This window comes from Kerstersia similis (assembly GCF_965139615.1).
GTDB lineage: Bacteria > Pseudomonadota > Gammaproteobacteria > Burkholderiales > Burkholderiaceae_B > Kerstersia > Kerstersia similis.
The window spans coordinates 21,397-39,871 of the sequence record NZ_CBCSIQ010000027.1 but is presented as its reverse complement, the minus strand read 5'-3'; the positions used below and the strand labels follow the sequence as shown (position 1 = coordinate 39,871).

17 protein-coding genes are annotated in these 18,475 nt (G+C 62.2%); 9 read left to right on the top strand and 8 right to left on the bottom strand.

Features of this window, described 5'->3' with window-relative positions:
- Positions 1-26: 26 nt before the first annotated feature.
- From minD to ACNA1V_RS14635, 3 genes are read left to right on the top strand one after another with little or no spacing between them, the layout of a single operon-like run.
- Positions 27-842: a septum site-determining protein MinD gene (gene minD / locus ACNA1V_RS14645; RefSeq protein WP_415834342.1), complete on the top strand. Its 816-nt coding sequence runs from the start codon at positions 27-29 to the stop codon at positions 840-842.
- Between the two features lie 3 nt (positions 843-845).
- A complete protein-coding gene (minE, locus tag ACNA1V_RS14640; protein ID WP_415834341.1) occupies positions 846-1,121 on the top strand; it encodes a cell division topological specificity factor MinE in 276 nt (91 codons plus the stop codon).
- 2 nt (positions 1,122-1,123) lie between these two features.
- On the top strand, positions 1,124-1,606 hold the full coding sequence (locus ACNA1V_RS14635) for a YajQ family cyclic di-GMP-binding protein (protein WP_415834340.1): 483 nt from the start codon (positions 1,124-1,126) through the stop codon (positions 1,604-1,606).
- A 76-nt stretch (positions 1,607-1,682) separates the two neighbouring features.
- Here ACNA1V_RS14635 and ACNA1V_RS14630 read toward each other — a convergent pair whose 3' ends face one another.
- Together ACNA1V_RS14630 and ACNA1V_RS14625 are read right to left on the bottom strand one after the other, a co-directional pair.
- Positions 1,683-4,079, bottom strand: a complete 2,397-nt coding sequence (locus ACNA1V_RS14630) for a glycerophosphodiester phosphodiesterase family protein (RefSeq protein WP_415834339.1) — start codon at positions 4,077-4,079, stop codon at positions 1,683-1,685.
- Between the two features lie 125 nt (positions 4,080-4,204).
- Positions 4,205-4,684 (bottom strand): AsnC family transcriptional regulator, encoded by a 480-nt coding sequence (locus ACNA1V_RS14625; RefSeq protein WP_415834338.1) that lies wholly within the window; start codon positions 4,682-4,684, stop codon positions 4,205-4,207.
- A 460-nt stretch (positions 4,685-5,144) separates the two neighbouring features.
- Here ACNA1V_RS14625 and ACNA1V_RS14620 point away from each other — a divergent pair, with 460 nt between their 5' ends.
- The 4 genes from ACNA1V_RS14620 (at position 5,145) to ettA (ending at position 10,926) form a co-directional block, all read left to right on the top strand.
- Positions 5,145-6,548, top strand: a complete 1,404-nt coding sequence (locus ACNA1V_RS14620; protein ID WP_415834337.1) for an amino acid permease — start codon at positions 5,145-5,147, stop codon at positions 6,546-6,548.
- Between the two features lie 129 nt (positions 6,549-6,677).
- Entirely contained in the window at positions 6,678-7,976 is a 1,299-nt protein-coding gene (locus tag ACNA1V_RS14615; protein WP_415834336.1) for a D-amino acid dehydrogenase, read from the top strand.
- A 9-nt stretch (positions 7,977-7,985) separates the two neighbouring features.
- Positions 7,986-9,059: an alanine racemase gene (gene alr / locus ACNA1V_RS14610; RefSeq protein ID WP_415834335.1), complete on the top strand. Its 1,074-nt coding sequence runs from the start codon at positions 7,986-7,988 to the stop codon at positions 9,057-9,059.
- 196 nt (positions 9,060-9,255) lie between these two features.
- Complete coding sequence (ettA, locus tag ACNA1V_RS14605; protein WP_415834334.1) at positions 9,256-10,926, top strand: energy-dependent translational throttle protein EttA; 1,671 nt, start codon at positions 9,256-9,258, stop codon at positions 10,924-10,926.
- A 1-nt stretch (position 10,927) separates the two neighbouring features.
- On the opposite strand, the gene ACNA1V_RS14600 is transcribed toward ettA, so the two are convergent.
- A complete protein-coding gene (locus ACNA1V_RS14600; RefSeq protein WP_415834333.1) occupies positions 10,928-11,062 on the bottom strand; it encodes a hypothetical protein in 135 nt (44 codons plus the stop codon).
- Positions 11,063-11,147: 85 nt separating this feature from the next.
- On the opposite strand from ACNA1V_RS14600, the gene ACNA1V_RS14595 reads away from it, so the two are divergent.
- Positions 11,148-11,633 carry a hypothetical protein gene (locus tag ACNA1V_RS14595; RefSeq protein ID WP_415834332.1) on the top strand — a complete coding sequence of 162 codons (486 nt, stop codon included), beginning with the start codon at positions 11,148-11,150 and terminating at the stop codon, positions 11,631-11,633.
- Between the two features lie 67 nt (positions 11,634-11,700).
- On the opposite strand, the gene efeO is transcribed toward ACNA1V_RS14595, so the two are convergent.
- The 5 genes from efeO to ACNA1V_RS14570 all read right to left on the bottom strand — a co-directional run bounded on the left by efeO (position 11,701) and on the right by ACNA1V_RS14570 (position 17,328).
- On the bottom strand, positions 11,701-12,531 hold the full coding sequence (efeO, locus tag ACNA1V_RS14590; RefSeq protein ID WP_415834331.1) for an iron uptake system protein EfeO: 831 nt from the start codon (positions 12,529-12,531) through the stop codon (positions 11,701-11,703).
- A gap of 118 nt (positions 12,532-12,649) precedes the next feature.
- Positions 12,650-13,990, bottom strand: coding sequence for an iron uptake transporter deferrochelatase/peroxidase subunit (gene efeB / locus ACNA1V_RS14585; RefSeq protein WP_415834330.1), 1,341 nt, complete (start codon positions 13,988-13,990; stop codon positions 12,650-12,652).
- A complete protein-coding gene (gene efeU / locus ACNA1V_RS14580; RefSeq protein WP_415834329.1) occupies positions 13,987-16,008 on the bottom strand; it encodes an iron uptake transporter permease EfeU in 2,022 nt (673 codons plus the stop codon). Before efeU ends, efeB begins: the two co-directional genes overlap by 4 nt.
- A gap of 266 nt (positions 16,009-16,274) precedes the next feature.
- Entirely contained in the window at positions 16,275-16,403 is a 129-nt protein-coding gene (locus ACNA1V_RS14575) for a hypothetical protein (protein ID WP_415834328.1), read from the bottom strand.
- Between the two features lie 304 nt (positions 16,404-16,707).
- A complete protein-coding gene (locus ACNA1V_RS14570; RefSeq protein WP_415834327.1) occupies positions 16,708-17,328 on the bottom strand; it encodes a helix-turn-helix domain-containing protein in 621 nt (206 codons plus the stop codon).
- Positions 17,329-17,475: 147 nt separating this feature from the next.
- On the opposite strand from ACNA1V_RS14570, the gene lhpI reads away from it, so the two are divergent.
- Positions 17,476-18,426 carry a bifunctional Delta(1)-pyrroline-2-carboxylate/Delta(1)-piperideine-2-carboxylate reductase gene (lhpI, locus tag ACNA1V_RS14565; RefSeq protein ID WP_415834326.1) on the top strand — a complete coding sequence of 317 codons (951 nt, stop codon included), beginning with the start codon at positions 17,476-17,478 and terminating at the stop codon, positions 18,424-18,426.
- The last annotated feature ends 49 nt before the right edge of the window (positions 18,427-18,475 follow it).

Sequence of the window (18,475 nt, the reverse complement as noted above, 5' to 3'; positions counted from 1 at the left end):
TTCATTCCTCAGAAGGTTCCTGATTCATGACTCGCATCGTTGTGGTGACATCCGGCAAGGGCGGGGTAGGCAAGACCACCACCAGCGCCAGCTTTTCTTCAGGCCTGGCCCTGCGCGGCCACAAGACGGTTGTCATCGACTTTGACGTCGGCCTGCGCAACCTGGATCTCATCCTGGGCTGCGAGCGCCGTGTCGTCTATGACTTCGTCAACGTCATCCAGGGCGATGCCTCGCTCAAGCAAGCGCTGATCAAGGACAAGCAGACCGACAACCTCTACATCCTGCCCGCTTCGCAAACCCGCGATAAAGACGCGCTCACACTGGAAGGCGTCGGCAAGGTTCTGGACGAGCTGAAGGAAATGGGTTTCGAGTACATCGTCTGCGATTCTCCCGCTGGGATCGAAACCGGCGCGCTCATGGCCGCCTACTATGCCGACGATGCACTGGTTGTCACCAACCCCGAAGTCTCCTCGGTGCGTGACTCGGACCGCATTCTTGGCATTCTGTCGGCCAAGTCCAAGCGCGCCATCGACGGCGCCGAACCGGTACGCGAATTCCTGCTGCTGACGCGCTATAACCCCAAACGCGTTGCCGAAGGCGAAATGCTGTCGCTGCAGGACATCGAAGACATCCTGCGCATCCGCCTGATCGGCGTCATCCCCGAATCCGAAGCGGTGCTGCAAGCCTCCAACCAGGGGATCGCCAGCATTCACCTCGAAGGCGAAGACGTCTCCGAGGCCTACAAGGACGTCATTGCACGCTACCTGGGCGAAGACAAGCCGCTGCGCTTCACGGACTACGAGAAACCCGGCCTGCTCAAGCGCCTGTTCGGAGGGAAGTAACCCATGTCCTTCCTCTCCTTCCTGCTGGGCCAGAAAAAGCCCACGGCCAGCGTGGCCAAGGAGCGCCTGCAAATCATTCTGGCGCACGAACGCTCCGGTCGCGATTCGCCCGATTACCTGCCGCAGCTCCAACAGGAGCTGCTGGCTGTCATTTCCAAGTACGTGAACATCAACCCTGAAGATATCAAGGTCAATGTCGAGCGTCAGGACAGTTTCGAAATCCTGGAAGTGAAGATTGAAATGCCGCAGAACGCCCCTTCCGCGGACCAGAAGGAATAAGCATGCCCAGTTTTGACGTCGTGTCGGAAGTCGATAAGCACGAACTCCGCAACGCGGTCGATCAGGCCAATCGCGAACTCGCCACGCGCTTCGACTTCAAGGGCGTGGCAGCCGCTTTCGAGCTGGAAGAATTCGTGGTCAATCTCTCGGCCCCGAGCGCCTTCCAGCTCGGCCAGATGCGCGATATCCTGCGTGCTCGCATGAGCGCGCGCAACATAGATACGCGTTGCCTGGAAGTGTCGGATCCATTGGAAAACCTCGGCGGCGCACGCCAGAAAATCACGGTCAAGCAAGGCATCGAACAGGCCGTTTCCAAGAAATTGATCGCAGCCATCAAAGGCGCCAAGCTCAAGGTGGAAACCCAGATCGCGGGCGACAAACTGCGCGTGACCGGCAAAAAGCGCGATGACCTGCAATCTGCCATCGCGCTGCTGCGCGGTACGGATGTCGAGCTGCCGCTGCAATTCAATAACTTCCGCGACTGAAACCTGCGGTTCCAATTGGAAAAAAGCGGTGCGGGAATGATTCCCGCACCGCTTTTTTGTGGGCTTGCCAGCTGCTTTACTGCACCGTTACCGTCACCGGCTCCGAGAAAATGGTGTACTGGCGCCCCCCCGTCAACGACTGGGTATGGCCCAGCAGCACCGTGGCCTGGCCCGCGCTGCTGAAGACCAGCTGACCGTCCTGAGCACTGTAGCCGGCCGTGCTATCCACGACCACCATGGCTGAACTCTGCGCCGTGGAAGTCTTGCCGTCCTGATGCGTCAGCGTGACAGGAACGGAACTGGCGATATTCCTGGGCAGCGTGATGGTCGCGGAAACCGGCGCCACCTTGACGGCATAGCCGCTGAACCATTGCGCATAGTCCGTCGTCAGGCCGTTGGTGCCGTACTGGTAATAGGTTTCTGCAATGGCCTGGTCACGGAAAGTCCAGGGCCAGAACGTCGTGCCGCGATGCTTGGCCGCCTCCATGATTTCCTTGCTCAGATTGCCATAGCTCGGATTGAAGGTGGATGACATGGCCTGGGTGCCTGCCAGGATGGTACGCAGCACGGCGGGCGTCGTGCCGGCGGGCGTGCTGGTCAGAAAGCCCGCGGACATCTCCGGCATGATGTCACGCATGCGGCGCAGCTGATCCTGGTGAAAGGAAATCACGATGACCTGATCCTGCACACCGTGTTTCTCGATCAAGGCCTTGAGCGGCGCGATGATATTCGCGTTACCGGTCTTGATTTCCACGAACTGCGTCACCGGCTTGCCGCGCAGCGCTTCGAAATATTCATCGAGCGTCGGGATGGCCAGCCCTTGCGGCTTGGTACGGAACGCCTGCAGTTCCGCCAGAGAGTAGCTCTCCACGCTGCCCTTGCCGGTCGTCGTGCGGTCCAGCGTGTCGTCATGGATGACGACCAGACGATTGTCCGTGGTCAGGTAGATATCGGACTCCACCGCATTCGCCCCCAATTCCACCGATTTGAGCGCACCTTCCAGGGTATTTTCATCTACCAGCGAAGGCACGCCACGATGGCCGATCACCAGCGGCATGCGCAACAGCGTATTGGCCGGGAAACGTTCCAGCAAACTTGCGAACACCTCGACATCAGGCGTGATGATGCCGTTGATGCCTGTCGTCAGGATCTGCGCGGCCGCCTGCGGCGTCGTCTGCCTGGAATCGGCCCATGGCGTGATCAGCATGCGCTGCAGATAGGCCACGGCGTCGCGCTCGACCATGCGCTCGGGCAGAATGACGATCTTGCTGCCGGAACGGTTGGTCTGCTGCACCACGGCCAGCAGATCCTGGCGCGTATTGCGCAGCGCCGAACGGCTCAGATCCAGGGCCGTGCGCGCCATCGGAATACGCTGACGCGCCAGCGCCAGCAGTTCGGCATCGTCGGCAACCAGCGTCAAATCCACCAGATTGCGCTCATTAGCCAGGGTAGCCAGGGCCTCGACGGTCGCGGCATCGGCAATGCGCAGCAGGGGCAAGGCCGCCACACCGGCATCCAGCCGCTGCGCCAGCGTACCCTCGCTCTGCCCGCCTGCGCTTGCCAGGTTCAGGGAAGCATCCAGTGCAAAAAGCATGCCGCCGGCGCCACGCAGCTCCGCGCCAGCCGCATCGTAGGCCGCGATCAGCGTCGGTGCCATGGCAACCCCGCCGACCACTTGCGGCGTCGGATAAATATCACCCATGCTGGGAAGCGCCTTGAGTTGTTCCTTGATGGTGATCTCGTTCACACGGATCATGGCACCGGCTGCCTGGATGCCGAATGAACCGGAGCGCACATCGCCAACTTCCGCATCATGCAGCAGCACACCATCCAGATACTGACGCACGCGACCATTGTAGGCTTCGATGGTGACGCGGTAAGTCTTGTCCGGATCCAAGGCCTCGCCAAAGGCTGCCGTATGGGTCACGTTCCAGCCGTTGTTGCTGCGGTAGGCCAGCTCCGTGCCATTCGACGCCGCGGCATTCTGGCGGAAGGCAGCCTGGAAATACGGCTCCAGATTCTGCGTATCGGATACCCGATACATGAACGACACCCAGCGTGAATTATTGTTGGCCGCGCTGACTGTGAATTCGGCGTCCAGGCGGAAATTCTGGGTGGCAGGCACAGGCAGGGTAACGGCCGTCGCCGTGTAGTTATCCTTGCGGCCGTCCACGAACAAGGCCCCGTCTTTGACATAGGCCGCACCGCTCGCGCCATTGTGCTGCTTCCAGCCTGCCGGCAATTCCGTACCGGCGAAGCTCTCTTGCAGCAGCACGGCGGGTTCGGGCTCAGGTTCAGGTTTGGGTTCAGGCGTCTCGCCGCCGTTGCCCGGACCCGTGCCCGGGTTTTCTCCACCGTTGCCCGGCTGTTCAACGGGAGACTCGGTCGGATCATTCACATCATCATCAGAGGAATGACAGGCCGCCAGCAAGACTGACATGGCCAAGGTCAGGGAAAGTTGCGCAATTTTCATGGGAGCAGGCACCAAGGGGGACGAAAAGCGCAAGTCTAGGGAGCCAAGGTGGCAGGTCTATGACGATGGCGGCACCCGTTGCCTGATCCTCATCTCCCGCTCCCCCTGCCTGTGGCATGGCAGTGTCAGATCGGCAGCACCAGCGTGTCCTTGATTTCTTCCATCACAATATAGCTGTGCGACTCGGCAGCCACCGGCAGCTTCTTCAGAATATCGCCCAACAACCGCCGGTACTCCCGCATCCCGCCCAGCCGTGCCTTGACCAGATAGTCGAAGCTGCCCGCCACCAGATGACAGGCAAGCACATCCGGCACCAACAGCAGCTCCTTGCGAACCTTTTCGAATATCTCCTCGGATTTCGATGACAGGCGCAGCTCGACGAACACCAACAGAGGCTTGCCCAGCGCATCGGGCGACACGCTCGCGTAATAGCCCGTGATGACGCCGGCACGCTCCATGCGCCGCACCCGTTCGGCACAAGGGGTCGTGGACAGGCCGACCTGGCTGGCCAATTCCGTCATTGGAATACGTCCCTGGCGCTGCAAGATGGCAAGGATTTTTCTGTCCATGCGATCCAGGGAGTGTTTTTCACTTTTATCGCTCATGGCCGATTTCGCCCTCAGACAAATTCACTCAATCACACCATCATTTTAGTTAAATAAACTGCAATCAAAGCCATACAATTCCGTTTTTACTGGATTTTCTATGCTTTGACGGCAGCGAGCCAGCGATTTTCACTGCCGCCATCGAGGAAAACCATTTCCTTTCCCGAAAGGCGTCAGGATGGTATCGGCCCGGGCATGTCCCGACACCTGGGCAGCCTCCCTCTCCTGGCCTATGCCCCACAAAGAACAGGAACATAAATCACAACCGTTTTGATATATCAAATGAAGTCATGATGACCGACGGCCTCTGCGGCACGGGCACCCCACGCCCCCGCATGGGCATGCGGCCATCGAACCATGACGCTGCGCCGCCGCATGACAATCGCTGCGCCTGCCCTATCGTCGATGGTCAGGCCGGCACACAGGCCCGCAAGCATAAAAAATAAGACTGGAGACATGCATGTTTAAACGTAAATCGCTCGATACACTGACGCAGCACGCTGCCGGGCATCGCCTGGTGCGCTCGCTCACCTGGGTGCATCTGATTGCGCTGGGTATTGGCGCCATCGTGGGTACCGGTATCTTTACCCTGGTCGGCGTGGGCGCCGAACGTGCCGGCCCTGCCGTTCTGCTCTCGTTCATGGTGGCCGGTCTGGTCTGCGTCTGCGCGGCGCTGGCCTATGCCGAAATGGCAACGATGATGCCTGCCGCTGGCGGCGCCTATACCTATTCCTACGTTGCCCTGGGCGAAATCGTCGCCTGGGTGGTGGGATGGTGCCTGATCCTGGAATATTCGCTCATCGTCAGTACCGTCGCCGTCGGCTGGTCAGGCTATATGGTCGGTTTCCTGACCGGCATGGGCATCCATCTGCCCCAGGCGATCGTGGCTGGCCCCGATGCCGGCGGCATCGTCAATCTGCCCGCCGTGCTCATCACCTTCCTGGTGGCTGGCCTGCTCATCCGCGGCACCAAAGAAAGTGCCACGTTCAACGCCGTGCTGGTGTTGATCAAGCTGGCTGCCCTGGCCTTGTTCGTCTTCATCGCCATGCGGCACTTCGAAGCCAGCAACATCCAGCCCTTCATGCCCTATGGTTTCTTCAAATCCGTAGGTGCGGATGGCGTGGAACGCGGCGTCATGGCCGCTGCCGCCATCGTGTTCTTCGCCTACGCCGGTTTCGACGCAGTGGCGACGGCCGCAGAAGAAGCCAAGAACCCGGACCGCGATCTGGCCATCGGCATCGTCGGCTCGCTGCTGGGCTGCACCATCATCTACATCTTCGTTTCGCTGGCCGCGCTGGGCGCCATGAGCTACCTCGCGCTGGGCAATAGCGCCGAGCCTCTGGCACTGATTCTGCGCAATATCGGCCAGGAAAAAATGGCTGTTGTGATTGCCGGCGCCGCTGTCGTTGCGCTGCCGACCGTCCTGCTGGCCTTCCTGTACGGCCAAAGCCGCATCTTCTTCGTGATGGCACGTGATGGCCTGCTGCCCAAGCAGCTGGCTTCGGTCAACCAGAAAACCGGCACGCCTGTCGCCATTACCCTGATCACCACGGTGCTGGTCGCCAGCCTGGCCGGTGTCGCCCGCCTGGATGAAATCGCCGCGCTGGCCAATGCCGGCACCCTGATGGCTTTCGTTGCCGTGGGCGCCAGCCTGCTGGTCATGCGCAAGCGCGAACCCAACCGCGAGCGCCGCTTCCGCGCACCGCTGGTCTGGGTGGTCGGCCTGGGCGCCATGGGCGGCTGCCTGTATCTGTTCCTCAGCCTGCCCACGAAAACCTTGATGTGGTTCTTCATCTGGAGCGCCATCGGCCTGGTCGTCTATGCGCTGTATGGCCGCCGGAAGAGCCTGCTGCGACACCAGTAAATCCCGCGCGGCGCGCCCGGCTCACGCTGCCCGCGCCGCGCAACCCATACCTCAGTGCAACGGTACTGCACTGAGTACCCGTGGCGGCCATTGCAGACCGCCCGGAAGCCATAGAACGGAGTGTTTCTCATGAAAGTCATAGTCCTCGGCGGCGGCGTGATTGGCGTCACCAGCGCGTACTATCTCGCGCGCGCCGGAATGCAGGTCACCCTGATCGACCGCGCAGAGGGTGCCGCCGATGAAACCAGTTTCGGCAATGCAGGCCAAATTTCCCCCGGCTACTCCACGCCCTGGGCCGCGCCAGGCATTCCGCTCAAAGCAATCAAATGGCTGTTCCAGAAACATGCTCCCCTGGCCATCAGGCTGGACGGCAGTATGTTCCAGCTACGCTGGATGCTGGAGATGCTGCGCAACTGCAATGCGGAACGCTATGCGATCAACAAGGAGCGCATGACGCGTGTGGCGGAGTACAGCCGCGACTGCCTGCGCCAACTGCGTGCCGACACCGGCATTCAATACGAGCACCGCACCGGCGGCACCCTGCAGCTGTTCCGCAACCAGGCCCAGATCGAAGCCGTGCAGCGCGACATCGCCGTGCTGCAGGAATGCGGCGTGCCGTACGAACTGCTGACGCCTGACGAGCTGCCGCGCGTGGAACCGGCGCTGGCCCAGGCCAAGGACCGCCTGACCGGCGGCCTGCGCCTGCCCAATGACGAAACCGGCGACTGCCACCTCTTCACCCGTGCGCTGGCCGACATCGCCGCACGCGAAGGCGTGACGTTCCACTGGAACACACCCATCGACCGCCTGCAGGTCGAAGGCGGCCGCATCACCGGCGTGCAGTCCGGCCAGCAGGTTTTCCAGGCTGACCGCTATGTGCTGGCCCTGGGCAGCTATTCACGCGCCATGCTGCAATCCCTGGCGCTGGATCTGCCGGTGTATCCCGTCAAAGGCTACTCCCTGACCGTACCGCTGGTCGATCCTGCGCTCGCACCGCAATCGACCGTGCTGGATGAAACCTACAAGATCGCAGTGACCCGTTTCGACCAGCGCATTCGCGTCGGCGGCATGGCGGAACTGGCCGGCTTCGATCTGCGACTGGATCCGCGCCGCCGCGCCACACTGGAAATGGTGGTCAAAGACCTGTTCCCGGGCGGCGATGTCCCGGCCGCGACATTCTGGACCGGCCTGCGTCCGATGACGCCCGACAGCACGCCCGTCATCGGTGCCACCCGTTATCCGAACCTGTTCCTCAACACCGGCCACGGTACATTGGGATGGACCATGGCCTGCGGCTCGGGGCGCCTGATGGCCGATCTGGTCAGCGGCCGCACGCCGGAAATCAGCACCGAAGGCTTGGCGCTGGACCGCTACCAGCCGCGCCCCAGCCCATCGGCCACACGCGCCCCTGCCAACCAAACCCGCTAGGCCATACCGATGCGCCCCTCTTTTGCCCTGATCGACCTCGATGCCCTGAGGCACAATTACCGGGTGGCCAAGCGTCTGCATGGCGGCAAGGCCCTGGCCGTTCTGAAGGCCAATGCCTACGGGCATGGCGCCGTGCGCTGCGCTCAGGCACTGGCCCAGGAGGCCGATGGCTATGCCGTGGCCTTCGTCGAAGAAGCGCTGGCCTTGCGCGCAGCCGGTATCACACAGCCGATTCTGGTGCTCGAAGGCTTCTTCGACGCCGAGGATCTGCAACTGGCGCGGCAACATGCACTCTGGGTCGTGGTGCACCAGGAATCCCAGCTCGGCCTGATCGAAGCTGCCGCCCACCAGCCCCCGGCCGGGCTCCCGCTGCATGTCTGGCTGAAGGTCGATACCGGCATGCATCGCGCCGGCTTTGCGCCAGAACAAGCCGATGCCATGCATGCGCGTCTGCGCGCCTGTGCCCAGGTCGGGGAAATCACCTTGATTTCGCATCTGGCCCAGGCCGATGAACCCGACCAACCCGCCACGCTGCGCCAGATCGAACAATTCCGGGCGATCGCCACGCGGCTGGGTATCGCATGCAGCCTCAGCAACTCCGCCGCGACGCTGGCCTGGCCGCAGGCCCAGGGCGACTGGGCGCGCCCCGGCATCCTGCTCTACGGGGCCGACCCGATGCCGGCCCCGTCCCACGGCCTGCGCCCGGTCATGCGCCTGGAAAGCAAGGTTTTCGCCACGCGTATCCTGCAAGTAGGCGAAACGCTGGGCTATGGCGCCCGCTTCACGGCAGAACGCGTCACCCGTGTCGGGCTGGTCGCCATCGGCTACGCCGACGGCTATCCCCGCACGGCGCCCAACGGCACGCCGGTTGCCGTGGACGGCCAGACGGCCCACCTGATCGGCCGTGTTTCCATGGACATGCTGACGGTTGATCTGAGCGATCTGCCTGAGGCCGGTATCGGCAGCACGGTGCAGCTCTGGGGCGATCGGGTCGATATCAATCGGATCGCTGCAGCAGTCGGCACGATTTCCTACGAACTGCTCTGCAACGTCAAGCGCGTCCCGCTGATCTACCAGGATTGAACCCGTTGCGCGCCACGGGCCGGGCCAGGAATACCTATCGGCCCGGCGCGCTGGCACGCCCCGCCTCGCCTGCGCCTGCCCTTATCCCGGCGCCCTGCCATGACGCGCCCGCGCCCGGAGAGAGTGCATTGCGTCTGCGTCCCGCCTACAATGGACGCTTCCCAGTGTCCCTTGCAGGGTTTTCCTCGACAAGCTTATGGCTCAATACGTATTCACCATGAACCGGGTTGGCAAGATCGTGCCGCCCAAGCGCCAGATTCTGCGCGATATTTCCCTGTCTTTCTTCCCTGGCGCCAAGATCGGCGTGCTTGGCCTGAATGGCTCGGGCAAATCGACGCTGCTGCGCATCATGGCCGGCCTCGATAAGGATATCGAAGGCGAAGCCATTCCCATGCCGGGGCTGAACATCGGCTACCTGCCCCAGGAACCGCAGCTCAACCCGGAACACAACGTCCGCCAGTCCGTCGAAGAAGGCCTGGGCGCCGTGTTCCAGGCGCGCCGCCGCCTGGACGAAGTCTATGCCGCCTATGCCGACGAAGACGCCGACTTCGATAAGCTGGCAGCCGAACAGGCCGAGCTGGAAGCGATCATCGCCGCAGCTGCCACCAGCGGCTCCGACGATATCGAAACCCAGATGGAAATCGCTGCCGACGCGCTGCGCCTGCCGCCCTGGGATGCCAATGTCGGCAAGCTGTCTGGCGGTGAGAAACGCCGCGTGGCGCTGTGCCGCCTGCTGCTGTCCAAACCCGACATGCTGCTGCTCGACGAACCGACCAACCACCTGGATGCAGAAAGCGTCGAATGGCTGGAACAGTTCCTGCACAAATTCCCCGGCACCGTCGTGGCCGTGACCCACGACCGCTACTTCCTCGACAACGCCGCCGAATGGATCCTGGAACTGGATCGCGGCCATGGCATTCCCTGGAAGGGCAACTACAGCTCCTGGCTGGAACAGAAGGAAAAACGCCTGGAGCAGGAAGAAGCAACGGAATCGGCACGCCAGAAAACCATCCGCAAGGAACTGGAATGGGTGCGCCAGAACCCCAAGGGCCGCCAGGCCAAGGCCAAGGCACGCCTGGCCCGCTTCGAAGAACTGGCCTCGCATGAGTACCAGAAGCGCAATGAAACCCAGGAAATTTTCATTCCCGTGGGTGAGCGCCTGGGTAACGAAGTCATCGAATTCAATCACGTCAACAAGGGCTATGGCGACCGCCTGCTGATCGAAGACCTGAGCTTCAAGATTCCGGCGGGTGCGATTGTCGGCATCATCGGCCCCAACGGCGCGGGTAAATCCACGCTGTTCCGCATGATCGCGGGCCAGGAGCAACCCGAGAGCGGCAGCGTGAACATCGGCCAGACCGTGCGCCTGGCTTATGTCGATCAGTCGCGTGGCTCACTGGAAGACGGCAAGACCGTATTCGATGCCGTGTCCAATGGCGCGGATATTCTGACGGTCGGCAAGTTCGAAATGGCAGCGCGGGCCTACCTGGGCCGCTTCAACTTCAAGGGTGGCGACCAGAATAAGCAGGTCGGCCAGCTTTCCGGCGGTGAACGCGGGCGGCTGCACCTGGCCAAGACGCTGATCGCTGGCGGCAACGTGCTGCTGCTGGACGAACCGTCCAACGACCTCGATGTGGAAACCCTGCGTGCGCTGGAAGATGCCCTGCTGGAATTCCCCGGCAGCGTGCTGGTCATCAGCCACGATCGCTGGTTCCTGGACCGCATCGCCACGCATATCCTGGCCTTCGAAGGCGATTCGCATGTCGAATTCTTCGATGGCAACTACCAGGAATATGAAGCCGACAAGAAGCGCCGCCTGGGCGATGACGCCCAACCCAAGCGCCTGCGCTACAAGGCGCTGAAGTAATTCAGGCCTGCTGCCTGCCGGCCTGGGCAGCGCCCTGCGCACCCAGGCTGGCAACGCCCACCGCCTCGACGACCGGTTCACCCGGGAAGCGCGGCGGTTTTTTCTGCACCGTGCCAGGACGATGCGATGACGCCACGCATCCGCACAGGCCGCGCTATGATGGCGCCTGCAACCAGAAATGTTTTCAGGGCATTCTTCGCCCCCTACCCGAGTCCCCCATCATGCATGACGACGATGTTTTCCGTTTTACCGAAGAAGAACGCGAGCTGCTGGCCAAAACCGCAGATGCGCTGACTGCCTACAGCGGCAAACCGGTCTTCGCCGAGACGGGCATTGCAGAAAACGGCATGGAATGGGCCGCCTTCGGTATTCCGCTGGCCCCCGACGAGGAAGCCGACGAAGAAACCATGCACATCCAGATGGGGGGTGAGGACGCCAATTGGCTGGGCTCGCGCGGCGGCGTCGAAGAGGATGCCCACGCCATCTACGATTGCGTCTTTCTCTGGGCCATCCAGATCAGCGACGAAGAAGGCGCCCGCTTCGTCAAACTGGATCAGGAAGGTGAAGTCTCGGATGTGTCCGACGATCTGGCCGACCTGCTGCCTTTCGGTTTCAGCGATACCGAACTGCCGGATGAAGATGAAGACGACGAAGATGACGACGACGCCGACGATGACATCATCCCGCCTGGCGTCACCTTGCATTGAATGAACCCTACGGCCCGCCTCAGCGGGCCGTATTCCTATCCCAGCCCGGTGCCGGGAGCACCAGGCGTCAGTCCAGGCCCAGCAAGCCGCGCAGCTGCGACAGATCCTCGGCCAGCGTATTCACGCGCGCCGCCAGCACCTTGCGGTCGTTATCGCTCAGCTTGCCGTAGCTCTCAAAGCCACCGTCGGCTGTCCGGTATTTCGCCAGCGTATCGAAGACCGTCTTGAAGTTGGCATCGGTCTTGGCCAGAAATGCCGGATCTTCCTTCTGCAGCAACGGACGCAGCAGCTCCACAATCTTGTAGGCGCCTTCAAAGTTGGCCTGGAAATCCCAGAGGTCGGTCTGGCTGTAGCGGTTTTCCTCGCCGGAAATCTTCGTTGCCGCGACTTCTTCCATCAGCACGGCCGCGCCCCCCACCACTTTCTCGGGCGGAAAGGTCAAATCCACCAGACGCTGCTCCAGCGCCTCGACATCCGTTTGCAGCTTGGTTGCCACCGGCGCCAGTCCGGCCGCTGATTTTTCCGACCACAGCCCGTACTCGATGCGGTGGAAACCACCGAAGGCAGGATCCTGCTCTTCTTTTTCGTGGTCGTCCGCGCGCGAGTCGATGGCGAAATCCAGGTCGCTGAACAGTTCCGCCACCGGTTCGATCTTTTCATAGTAGGTACGCGTCGGCGCATAAAGAGCCTTGGCCTTCTCGATATCCCCTGCCTTGACCGCATCCGTGAATGCCTTGGAATGCTTGACGAGGTCCCCTGCATTTTCGATCACATACAGCTTGTACTCGGCCACAGGTTGCACCAGTTGCAACGGCGACACTTCGGCACTGGCGCCCAGGGATGTCAGGCCGGTCAGGCCCGCCACGCAAGCAGAAATAAGGAAACGTCGGTAGTTCATGGGTTGCGACCCCTCTTGGTTTAATGGAAAGAGAATAAAAAGCCAGCGCCATCCGCTGCGTTCCAGGGCGCAGGGGATGGCGGGCGACAGGCCTGCACCGACGCACTTGCCAAGGGCTTCATGCGCTGGCTTCCAACAAGCTGCGGCCCAACCAGTCGCCAGCGGCCGTGACGCCCGGCAGCACGAAAAAGAACCCGCCCCCGACCGGCTTGATGTATTCCTCCAGCGGCTCACCATCCAGGCGCCGCTGTACGGCCAGGAATCCTTGCTCGAGATCGGCCTGGTAACAGATGAACAACAGGCCCATGTCCAATTGCCCGGATCGCGTGACCCCATTGGAATAGTTGTAGCCGCGCCGCAGCATCAGATTGCTCTGGCCAGCATGCGCGCGGGTCGCCGGGTTCGCCAGGCGGATATGGGCATCCAGGGGCGTCCGCTCCCCTTTCGGGTCGCCCTGATAGTCCGCCGAATCGAACTCGGAAGCGTCGGCGGCACCATCCAGCGGCGCACCGCTGTCGCGGCGACGGCCTATGATGGCCTCCTGCTCGCCCAGCGGCGTCCGATCCCAGCGTTCCACGAAGTTGCGGATAATCCGTACGGCCATATAGCTGCCGCCCAGCGCCCAGCCTGGTTCACCGTGATCCGGCCCCACCCATACCACTCGCGCCATTTCTGCGGCATCCTGCACGGGAGGATTGGCCGAGCCATCACGAAAGCCCAGAAAATTGCGGGCACTGGCGGGTTCGGTCTGGCCCGGATCCGGCACGGTAGGCGCCACATTACCTTCCTGTTTCCAGGCCAGCACCAGCAGGTCAGGCATGTTCTTGATGATGTCGCGCAGTGCGTGAATCACGGTATCCGGCGTATTCGCACAGATCTGCAAGGCCAGATCGCCATGGCACAGGCTGGCGTTCAATGCATCGTTCGGATGGCGCGCCATGCGTTGCAAGTGCCTGGGCTTGACGCTGGCCAGCCCATAGCGCTCGTCAAACAGGGAGTCCCCGACGGCCAGGGTGATCGTCAGCGCATCCGGCCTGATCTCCGGCCCCAGAATGCCAGAATCCGCAGGCGGCAAGCGTGTGCTCAACGAGGGCGGCACGCCGCCTTCGGTCAGGAACGCAATGCGCTCCGTCAATGTCTGGAACAAACGCGTCAGCGCGGCGCGATCTTCCGCCAGCACATGAAAAGCGGCCACCATGCCGGCCAGAGGCCGGGGTGTCGCAATGCCCGCCTGATGCCTGCCGCGCCAGTCATGGCGCTGCAGGAACGGGTCATCCGCCGGCCTGGCTGCCGGCACCGCCACGGGGCTGCCGCCTTGCGCCACGGCCAAGCCGGGTGCAACCGCACCCGCCACGCCCGCCAGGCCCAACCGGCGCAATACCTCACGACGGCCAGGTTCACGGGGAATGCCGGCACCTGACGGGCCCGGTGTCTGTTTTTGATCCTTGTCCGTACTCATGGCTGCTTTTCCTCCAGGCCCAGGACATCCGCCGCCTTGGCCAACTGCTCCGCCGCCGCCCGCAGCAAGCCGGCAATCCGGCTGCGCTCGGGCGCATCAGGCGCAGCCAGGCGCACACCACGGCATTGAGGCTGGTCACACAAGGACTCCGCCACCGCTTCGAACGCCTGCTTGAGCGCTGCCCCCTGTGCCGGATCGGCTTCACCCATCAGCGGCAACAGCAGTGTCGCCACCCGCCGGGCGCCTTCGAAAGTCCCTTGCAATTTCACCCACGCTGCGGCGTCTTGGGCTTCGCCAGCCAGTACGCGCAGCTCCGCAACCGTGGCATGCACCAGCGCGCCGGGCGCGACGGCCAGCCCGTCCTGCAAGGACTGCAACTGCGCCAGCGCCTGCAACAGCGGCTGCGCCTGCGCCGACACCGCAGCGACACCCGTACCATCGCCTGCCTGCACATGCTGCAGGCCGCTCATCCAGGCGGAGAAACCGCCATCGCCGCCAGCGGCAGGTTCCAGCACCTCATCCACGGCAGCAAACTGGGCCGCCAGCGGGCGCAACCTGGCATAAGCGGCTCGGGACTGTGCTGCAGACTGAAGCGCCGCCGGGATATCTCCCGCTGCCAGGGCTTGCTGTGCCGCTTCCAGTTCACGCTGCGCCAAACGCAAGGACAGGCGCTGGAATACCTGATATTCCGCCAGCATGCCCACATATTGCACCAGCTCCGGGCGAGCCGCCGCTGCGCGGGACGCCTCGGACGGCAGCACAACCAGCGTACCGCGCGGGTTGCTCAGCAAGCCGCAGGTCATTTCATAGGTGCCGGGCTTGAGCCGCGTCCGCAACGTCTGTGTAAAACCGGGCGCGATATTTTCACGTTCATCCACGACCATGACACCATCCAGAATTTCCCATTCCAGGGCACGATGGGTTTGATTGATGATGGTGAAGGTCGTCAACCCGGCAGGAACCTCCACGGAATTGGGCGAACACTCGCGCCCGGCAATGGTAATGGTGACTTGCGTACCTTGCGCCACGACAGGCCGGGCGCGCGCAGCCAGGGTAGCCGCATAAAACGCAGCGCCACCGACCAACACCAGCAAGGCCGCCAGCAGAATCCAGGTGCGCCAGGCAGGCGCCGGGCCGGCTGCTGCGGCCTGCCCAGCCAGCGGAGCCTGCAGCTTGCCAGCAGCTGCCGCCTCCGCTGGCGCCCCGCCCTTCGCAGGCTTGTGCACAGGCCGCAGGAACAGGAACAAGGCCACCACCAGATAAGCGACGTATATCAGCCCCTCGCTCTGTACCGGCGCAGACTGATAGCCCAGCACGCCCGACAGCACGGTTCCCAGCGGGCTGTCCATCGGTAGAACATCACCCATATCAAACAGGACCTGCTGGCCGATATTCCATATACCTGCTTCATGGAACTTGCGCAGCGACCCCGCCAGCAACCCGGCGGCCACCACCAGCACGAACAGGCCGGTATAGCGGAAGAAGCGGCGCAGATTCAGGCGCAAGCCACCGACATAAATGCCCCAGCCCAGTACGACCGACAACAGGATGCCTGCCAGCGCGCCTACCGGTGCCTGCCAGTCCTGACTCTGCTGGAAGACGGCCAGCAGGAAAAACACGGATTCCAGCCCTTCCCGGGCCACGGCGAGAAACACCATGCCGACCAGCGCCCAGCCTCCCATGCCGCGCGCAACCGCATGCTCCACGGAGGATTCCAGCCCGCGCTTCACGGCAGCCGCCGCATTGCGCATCCAGAACACCATGCCCGTCAGCACAGCCACGGCGATCAAGCCGACGCAGCCTTCAAACAACTCCTGCTGCTTCTGCGGGAATTCCGCTGCCGCCCATTGCAGTCCTGCGCCGGCGAACAGGGACAAGGCCACCGCCAGCAAAATGCCCAGCAACACCGCGGGCAGCAACGCGCGTCTGCCGGTATGGTGCAAATAATTGGCGACGATGCCGACGATCAGCGCGGCCTCCAGGCCTTCGCGCAGCATGATGAGAAACGGAACCAGCATCAGGCAATCCTTACATTTACCTTAAGGCAAATGAAAAACATTCTCTTTTGTTGCCGCTATTATGCGCCTTCCCTCTCTGCGCACCGCCGGAATACGGCACTTTTTCTTCGCATTTCTTGAAAAAAATCAATTCAGGCTGGCCGTCTGACCTCGGCCCCGACCCCGGCCCGTTCCTGTTCCGCAAACGCAAAAAAGCGGGCACTAGGCCCGCTTTTCCGGTTGCTGCTCACCCAACTGCAGTCAGCAGCCAAGGCAGAAGACGCCGATTAGACGCGCTTCACCTTTTCCAGCATCTTGAACACGCCCTTGGGGGACTTGATGAAAAGACGCTTGAAAGCCTTACCCAGGCAACGACGCTCCAGGGTGTTGCGGCGTACGCGTTTACGTTCTGCCATGATAGAAACTCCGGTAGTAAGCAGTCAGCCTCTCCCGGCCCAGGCTCACGCCAGCGGCAGTTCAAGGCAAAAGAAAAATCGACACGGCCGCCGCCTGGTGTTCTTGACACCCTGCGCCCGATATTCGCGGGCGTAGCCGACAGCAACCGGCAACCAAACCAGGCCCATTTCCAGGGCTAATCTGGCATTTTATCGTCAAATGGGTGCCCTTGACAAATCATGCAGCCAGTCAACAACACGATGCCCCATGAAAAGCCAAGCGGCGCCGGCCCTGCCGTCACAACCCCGAGCTTGCGTGCAGGTTTCAGCGCAAGGTCGGGTGCGAACAGACCCACAGCACCGTTGCGTCCGCATCCCCGCTGGAAACACAGACATGGCCCATGGTGCTATCGAAATAACAGGAATCCCCCGCCTGTAGCGTCAAGGGCGCATAGCTGTCGGTATGCAGCACCACGCAACCATCCAGGACATACAGGAATTCTTCGCCGTCATGCCGCAACAATTCCGGAAAATCCGCAGAATCGTGCGCCTTGATGGTCGTCAGCAGCGGAATGAAACGCTTGTCGGCCAGATCGGCATTGAGGATTTCGTACACATACTGCGGCGCATTGTGCATGACCCCCTGCCCGCGATAGGTCACGCTGCGCCGCCCCGGACGGCCCGCCGGCCCATCATGCTCGCAGCTGAACAGTTCGCTGACATTGACGGCAAGCCCATGGGCCAGCGCGGCGATTTTTTCGTAGGTTGGCGACAACTGCCCGTTTTCTATCTTCGACAAGGCCGAAATCGAGATGCCCGAACGGTCGCTCAACTGCTGCAAGGTCAGCCGCGCCGCCCGGCGCAGGCTACGCAACTTGACCGCCAGAACATTGCTTTCCGGCTCCTGACGCAAGACAGGGGAGACATTTTTATTCTGCAAAGCCATTCCACTCACCCGTTGCATGCAGCCATGCTGCATGCAGGAACCCATGGAAAACCCCTATATGGTTTTTTCCAATACGAAAATATATTTCTGATACGAAAATTTAAATGCGCCAAAAGCGCCTGAACAGCGTCAACGATGGTAGATCACGTGCAAACCTTAAATCAAGCCCAGACCCTTCAACACCTCCCTTTTCCTGGGCTGATTGATGCCATTGAACAAATGTTCATCGAAGGTTGCACCGTCCCCCTGCGCCATAACCATGCCATTGAGGGCGCCCATGGCGACAACGGTGGGATCATGCTGTTGATGCCCGCCTGGCAAAGCGGCAAGCGGCTGGGCATCAAGACGGTGTCCATTTTCCCGGGCAACCAGGACAAAGGCCTGCCCGGCCTGCATTCGGTCTTTATTCTGTATGACGCCGCCACCGGCAAGCCGCTGGCCATTCTCGACGGCGACGTCATTACCTCGCGCCGCACCGCCGCCGCCTCCGCACTGGCGGCACGCTGGCTCAGCCGGCCCGATGCGAGCAAGCTGCTGGTCGTCGGCGCCGGCCGCGTCGCCAGCCTGCTGGCGGACGCCTATCGTTGCGAGCGCCCCATCGAGACGGTACAGGTCTGGGATATCAACGCGGAGGCTGCGGCCCGCCTCGTCAGCCAGTTGCAGGCCAGCGGCCTGCAGGCCAGTGTCGCCACCGACCTGGAACAGGCCTCGCGGCAAGCCGATATCATCACCTGCGCCACGCTCTCCAATGCACCCCTGATCCATGGCGACTGGCTGCGCCCCGGCACCCACCTTGATCTCATCGGCAGCTTTACGCCCGCCATGATCGAAAGCGATGTGGAGTGCTTCCGCAAGGGCACGGTCTTCGTCGATACGCCTGAAGCGCTGATGAAAGCCGGCGATATCCTCGAAGCCGTCAAGGCAGGCGCCTTCCAGCCCGAGCAGGTCGCCGCCACGCTGGAAGACCTGTGCCGTGGCCAGCATGCCGGCCGCCGCGACGCCGCCGAGATCACGGTTTACAAAGCGGTCGGCACGGCCCTGGAAGACATTGCGGCCGCCTCGCTGGCCTTTGACTCCTACATGCAGGCAGCGCACTGATACCGCGCTTGCCCCACCTGTAAGTTATACCTGGCGCCGGCCTCGTTTT